The sequence below is a fragment of the uncultured Gimesia sp. genome (genome assembly GCF_937919775.1).
Taxonomy (GTDB): domain Bacteria; phylum Planctomycetota; class Planctomycetia; order Planctomycetales; family Planctomycetaceae; genus Gimesia.
Genome location: NZ_CALFPF010000592.1, coordinates 1 through 6282, shown reverse-complemented (window position 1 = coordinate 6282; position 6282 = coordinate 1). Strand labels below are relative to the sequence as shown.

The following is a 6282-nucleotide window of genomic DNA, read 5'->3' as shown; positions in this document are numbered from 1 at the left end:
ACAGATACGAATAACACGAAAACAATAAGCAAATTTTTTGAAGCGCTGAATAACATCACAATCTACTCCAGGCGGGAAGAAATAGACCTTCTTAGATCTAAATATCTTTAATCATAATTAACCTATTGTAAATATGAGGTTTAGTAAAGAGAATGCAAAATCTAAAAATCCGTCAATTTAGAGAAAAACGCCCATCTACTACAGTTGTTTTAAGAAAAAAATGACTCTTTTCAGTGGGCCGCCATTTCCTCAAAATAAGCATCTAATTCATTCTAAATCTTAACAGATCTCTTCACGAAAACCGGATTAATTCGCTCCCTTCCGGGCGAGTTCCGTCAATTCATGGATTTTAGAAACCACACGGTTTTCCACGGAATCGGTAAAAGGCCCCGGATAAGACGAATAAATCATCGCAGTAGCCCCTTCATAACCCCCTTCTTTCAAAACCCGCAGGCTTGGCAGATAACCAAACACATGATTGGAATAGCCGGCAACCCAGATGACTGGCTCTGAGGCCCCGCTCGCACCAAATCCCGATTTCAGTTCTTTCTGAAGTCTGAGTGAGTAATCAACGACTGTTTCGCCACAGATGGCGACAAGGGTTAGATCATTTCCAAACTGAATCACCTGAAGCGGAAATGCATAACGTGTCTGAATCCCGCCACGTTCTTCCAGCTGCTCCAGCAGGCGTGTTGCGTGGCTGTTTTCATATTTATTTCCACTTTCTTTGATTTTGAGCAGTTCCTCCCTGGAGGGAGGCGTCGCAAATTCCAACTCAACATCATCCATGGCGATTCCGAGTTTCCCCTGAATCACGCGAGGCTGTTTGACCTCTAATGCGACTTCGACTGCGTTGGCAAGCGCCCGCCCATGCTGTTTCGCAAGATCCAATGATCGCCGCGGGTAAGGATTCTGATCGCCACCACAGCCCATCATGAATAAAGCAACCATACCCGGATGATCGGCTTCCAGATATTCCTGAGCAAAGCCTGCATAGTCTCCGCAAAATTGATAAAAACTGAGCGTGGTGTTATGACAGGCATATCCAAAGATTGCCGCCATCAGAGAACCATCAGGACGTACGACACTCAACACAGGCACCCGCTGATCGACGGGCCCCTCTGGATGCGGGCTGTTGATCACTCCCTGGGGAGTGGGCAGCCGTCGATTCATGGCGAATCCGGCCCGGCCATACGAATATTTTAGCGTGGCCGGTTCGAGCTTACTCAACGTCTGGCCAATCGCTGCGACAATCTTTCTGCCCAGCGCTTGTGTATATTCTCGTGCTTCCGCCCCGCGGTCTCCGCCCAGCCCCCGGCGGGATGCTTTCTCTTCCCGCAATTCCGGACCACAGTGCGTATGCGAGGCGTTCATCAACAAAGCAGCGGAAGGGATTTTGAACTCAGACTCTAAACTGGCGGCAATTGGATCTCGTAGCTCGGGGGTAATCCCGATTAAATCGGTGGTCACGATGACCACTTTTTGCCCTCTGGCATCTTCGATGATCAGCACTTTGGCATAAAGATCGTGGACCTTGCCTTCCGAAGGTTTATCCCGGGCCGCGTATCCGGACATCCACATGGCTGTTTCCGGTGTGATAACAACGGAAACAGCCGCTGCACGCCACCCAGTCTGTTTCACAGTTTCGGCAGACAGCAGCCCATTCTCTATAGCACAGGATATCCATGTCAGAAGACAGACAACAAACACAAACGGACGGTTCTGATTCTTCATAAGATCTCCCTCGATCGTGAAATCAAAAAACTAAATATCCAAAGTCCCGCAGACGGGGCAATCTTTTCGGCGTAGAATCGTATTGCGCTGAAATGTCATGTCGCGCAGATCAAACATCAACAACTGATTTGTCAGCGGTTGCCCCAGACCGGAAAGAACCTTAATTGCCTCCATCGCCGCCATGCAGCCGACGGTGCCTGAAACAGCGCCAAACACAGGAAACTCTCGCTTCCATGCTGGCGGATCATGCGGATACAGGCAAGACAAACATCCGGTCTGACCGGGAATTAATGTTGTCAAATGTGCTTCCAAATCATACATGGCGCATTCAATTAACGGCTTCTTCTGCAAGACTGACTGGCGATTCATCGCATAGCGTTCCGGGAAGAGCGGGGCACAATCGACGATCAGATCAACCTGATTCACGATGTTTTCAGCGTTCTCTTCGCAGATATTTTCAGGGATCGCAACAATTTCCAAACGGGGATTCAACTCTTTCAGCCGGCGTTCCGCTGATTCGACACGTGGTTTCCCCAGCCAGTCATGAGTCATCAGTAATTGACGGTTCAAATCACTGGGTTTGACATTTCCCGCATGGGCAATCACGAGCTTACCGACACCTGCAGCCGCCAATTCATAGGCAACCACGCTGCCCAAGCCTCCGCAGCGTGAAATCAGGACAGAGGCGTTTTTTAATTTCTCCTGCCCGGCTTCGCCAAATTCCGGCACCCAGATCTGCCACTCGTAGACAGCACGTTCTTCATCAGTCAGGGGAGCAAATCCGGACATTGTGACTCCTGTCTCTCTCATTTCGAATAGCTAAAATGACGTTCTTGCCAAAAGAATCAACCGCCAGAAATAGGCGAGAGAATCGTCACGACGTGATGCGGTTCTAAGGTTACAGGTTCATCCCACAACACCTGCTCGTTTGAGAGAAATATCAGGATTGAAGGATGCAGGTCTGCCGAATCAGGAAACAAAATTGATTTGAGAGTGGGGCCGTGCTGTTCTGCAACCTCTTTCACGAGTTCCTGCAGAGTGCTGCCCTCGTTCATCTCAAATTCTTCTCTGCTCAGGCCGGCCGCTTTTTTCACCTGTGCCGTATACTCCACTACGATTTTCATATCATTCGGCTTTCATCTTCGCAGATTTTTCGGCGTTCAATCTGGGCTCCTGCCCCACCTGTCCAGTCAGATCTGACAATTCTCCAGCAGTCTTTGAGGGCAGGCGCTGGACCACACCCTCCACAATTTGAAATTTGATATCCCCCAGACGATCCGACTCTGAGACATTATGCGTAATATGCAATGTCGTGACACGCGTCAGACGTTGCACATCGCTCAGTAAAGAACACATTTCGTCGCGTGTGCCTTCATCTAATGCACTCAAAGGTTCATCAAGACACAAAATCGCCGGTTTCGCTGCCAGCGCACGGCCCAGAGAAATACGTTGGGTTTCTCCGCCACTCAGACCAAACGGGGTGCGATCCAGTAAATCTGCAATCCCTAACAGACTGGCCAGTTCTTCCACACGATCATCAATCTGCTTCTTGTTCCATTTTCGTAATTCTAAAGCAAACGCCAGATTATCTCTGACTGTCATTGTATGAAACAACACTCCATCCTGCGGGACATAACCAATTTCGCGTTCAGCCGGCTTCGCGTGTGTGACGAGTTTACCATTCAAATGAATTGTTCCGGAAAGCACTTTCTTCAAACCACAAATGGTCTCTAGAATCGTGGTTTTCCCACTACCCGTTTTACCCATTAATACGGCATAGTGTCCCTCGGGAACCTCGAAGCTAATCTCATTCAGTTTGAAATTGCCAACTTGTACACAAAGTTTATTTACTGAAATCATGACACATCTAATCAGACAGTAGATTGGACCTACCGTCAAGCGAATTACTTTTCAAACAAAATTCTAAATCCCCGCACGAGTCAGCCCGAACATCCGGGCGATGATCAACACCACCAATGCAGAAACGACCATAATTAACGAAGCGGCAACTGCGCCTTCAATATTACCAACAGTGAGCTCTAAAAACACAGTCGTTGGTAGCACTTCTGTCTTCATGCGTGTGGCGCCGGAAAAAATCAGGATCGGTCCGAATTCACCTAGAGAACGGGCCCAAGCGAGCGTTCCGGCCGCCAGCAGCCCCCGATACGCCTGGGGAAACACCACACGCCAGAATGCCTGCCCTCGATTACAACCCAATGTCAACGCAACCTGCTCGTAGCGCGTACCGATCTGATCGAACGTCACGCGCATCGTTCTGACTGCAAACGCACACGCCACCATAAACTGGGCTAAAATGACACTCGGAATTTCATAGGTGACACCAAAGGGCCTTCCAAATAACAGGCCCGTGGTTTTACGAATCATGTCATCGACAGAGTCACCTTTGGCGACAAATATTTCTTTGCCAAACAAGGCTCCTGAAATTGACTTCAGCATATTATTCACCCACTCGATCTGAGGTACCTCCACCTGAAACATGATCAATAGGCACAACCCAATCACCAGCGGGGGTAAGACAATCGGAATATCCAGAATCGCATCAATCAGCGTTTTTCCCCGAAAATCGTGGCGGGACATTAAATAGCCAATCGGCACAGACACCCAGAGCGAGAGGACGGTCGTGATCGCGCAGGACACGAGGCTGAGCCAGATTGCATAGCGAATTTCCGGCTTGGCAAACGAGCCCCAGATATGATCTGGAGTGGTATAAGTCGTCTCTGCCGCCAGCATCGACACGATCAACAGGACATAAATGGCACTGATGACAATAAAAATCGTGTAGAAGGGAAAGTCAGAGCGAGATTTTAGTGCGTTTGCATGTTCCTCTGTCGTCTGCTCAGTCATAGCGACTCCGGAGTGATACGCCAGCGAAAACCTCGGGATTCAAAAATGACCCGCGATGATTCCGATGTCAACTGGTCAACCAGACGCTGCATCAGATTGGGATATTTTGTCGACTTCAAGATGGCAATCGGCTGTTCTGCCAGAGGACGCCCTTCTTTGATCTCAACGACATCAAGTTTATCGGCGACCTTAGAAATATTCGCGCGGTAGACAATCGCCGCATCCAGCGAGCCGGTTCTCAATTGATTGACCAGCAAATCAGCGGTCGGGGTATTGGTTTTGACATTCGGCTGGATCGCGTCGTACAGACTTTTATCTCCCGCTACAAGTGGCCCCAGTAATTTTTTGGTCAAAGCTCCCAGCGCACTTTGCTCGTGATGCGCGATGCCCACTTTGATATTTTCACCAGTCAGGTCGTAGACTGACTTGATATTTTTGGGATTGCCTTTTTCGACAATGATAATCATATCGGTTTCCGCAACCGTTAAAGGCAGGGTAAACATCGGTTGCACCTGCACCATGTAAGAGGTATCACAGGCAAAATAAGCATCCGGGCGCTGTCCGCTGTTGATTTGCCCGACCAGAATTCCACAACCGTTATATACAACACTAATTGAGATGCCCTCGCGCTGCTCGAATGCTTTCAAGGTATCCTGAATCGCCAGCCGGTTCACACCGCCACTGAATAACAGAATTTGCGGATGGGGATCCCATGTGTCCCCTTTGACAGGCTGATAACCCATGCTGGAAAATAGTTTTTGTCCTTTTTCGGGTGCCTGCAGATAGCGGGCAAACATTAAAGCCTGCTGAGGCTTTCTGGATGAATTTAAAATTCCGACGGTGACATTTTTCACTGCCTGAGCGAACTCGGGAACTTCGATCATTTCTGCTTTATCAGAATGCTGATTTACGGTTGCATCCCAGACAATGCCGGCATCCACGGCTCCCAGCAGAACATCGTTGGCGACCTCTGACACAGTAGGCTTGAAGACCCGGGCCGACTTCGAAACGGCGTCCCACTTTTTGACTTTTTCCAACTCTTTTTTTGTCAGTTTTCCAATCGATGCCGCATCGGGATTTGCCAGCGAAAAGCTCACGCCCTCTTTTGTCAGATCATCGATTGATTGAATTTTTTTCGGGTTCCCTTTTTTGACCATGATGACGGGATGCATCTGCGCAACTGGGATGGCTTCTTTGACGAGGTTCTTCTCCCGGGCGATCTCGATATAACTGGTATCAGCCGCCAGATATAAGTCCCCTTTTTTCGCCACTTGCAAATTACTGAGCAGCGTACCGGAACCACCATACTGCAAGTGTACAGGAACCCCGAATACTTCTTCCGCAAACTGCGCTGCCAAAGCCGCTACTGGTGGTTTAATTCCTGCTGCACAGTACATCAGCAGGGATTCGTCATCGCCGCCCTCTGACCCCGCTTCATCGTCTGCAAGTTCGGTCTCCTGGCTGTCGGAATTCTGATCCGTTCGAACCGTAGTTTCCGTTGTATCTTTGGGGGGGGAGTAAATGAGTATTCCCAGCATGATGATCAGGAAAGCCAGTGAGCCTCCCACAAACGCCATTCCACTACTGAGTTTCCCTCTGGGAAATGGGTTCTGTTCTCCCTGATGGCTGCAAAACTGTTTCATAATCTCTTCCCAATTATGACGATTCGGTTGGATCTTAAGA

At 49.1% G+C, this 6282-nt stretch carries 6 protein-coding genes; all 6 read right to left on the bottom strand.

Annotated elements, in window-relative coordinates; translation table 11 throughout:
• Window positions 1-306: 306 nt before the first annotated feature.
• Entirely contained in the window at window positions 307-1734 is a 1428-nt protein-coding gene (locus tag Q0294_RS17130) for a neutral/alkaline non-lysosomal ceramidase N-terminal domain-containing protein (protein ID WP_299467897.1), read from the bottom strand.
• A 30-nt stretch (window positions 1735-1764) separates the two neighbouring features.
• Window positions 1765-2523 (bottom strand): HesA/MoeB/ThiF family protein, encoded by a 759-nt coding sequence (locus Q0294_RS17125; RefSeq protein ID WP_299467894.1) that lies wholly within the window; start codon window positions 2521-2523, stop codon window positions 1765-1767.
• A 56-nt stretch (window positions 2524-2579) separates the two neighbouring features.
• Window positions 2580-2858, bottom strand: a complete 279-nt coding sequence (locus Q0294_RS17120; protein WP_299467892.1) for a MoaD/ThiS family protein — start codon at window positions 2856-2858, stop codon at window positions 2580-2582.
• 1 nt (window position 2859) lies between these two features.
• Window positions 2860-3594 (bottom strand): ATP-binding cassette domain-containing protein, encoded by a 735-nt coding sequence (locus Q0294_RS17115; RefSeq protein WP_299467890.1) that lies wholly within the window; start codon window positions 3592-3594, stop codon window positions 2860-2862.
• Window positions 3595-3657: 63 nt separating this feature from the next.
• A complete protein-coding gene (locus Q0294_RS17110) occupies window positions 3658-4599 on the bottom strand; it encodes an ABC transporter permease (RefSeq protein ID WP_299467888.1) in 942 nt (313 codons plus the stop codon).
• A partial coding sequence (gene modA, locus Q0294_RS17105; protein WP_299467886.1) for a molybdate ABC transporter substrate-binding protein occupies window positions 4596-6282 on the bottom strand: 1687 nt, incomplete at its 5' end. The genes modA and Q0294_RS17110, both read right to left, overlap by 4 nt.

Bases quoted from the DNA above. Each gene is read 5' to 3' on its own strand.
- Q0294_RS17130 (WP_299467897.1), bottom strand. From the start codon at position 1,734: ATGAAGAATCAGAACCGTCCGTTTGTGTTTGTTGTCTGTCTTCTGACA.
- Q0294_RS17125 (WP_299467894.1), bottom strand. From the start codon at position 2,523: ATGTCCGGATTTGCTCCCCTGACTGATGAAGAACGTGCTGTCTACGAG.
- Q0294_RS17120 (WP_299467892.1), bottom strand. From the start codon at position 2,858: ATGAAAATCGTAGTGGAGTATACGGCACAGGTGAAAAAAGCGGCCGGC.
- Q0294_RS17115 (WP_299467890.1), bottom strand. From the start codon at position 3,594: ATGATTTCAGTAAATAAACTTTGTGTACAAGTTGGCAATTTCAAACTG.
- Q0294_RS17110 (WP_299467888.1), bottom strand. From the start codon at position 4,599: ATGACTGAGCAGACGACAGAGGAACATGCAAACGCACTAAAATCTCGC.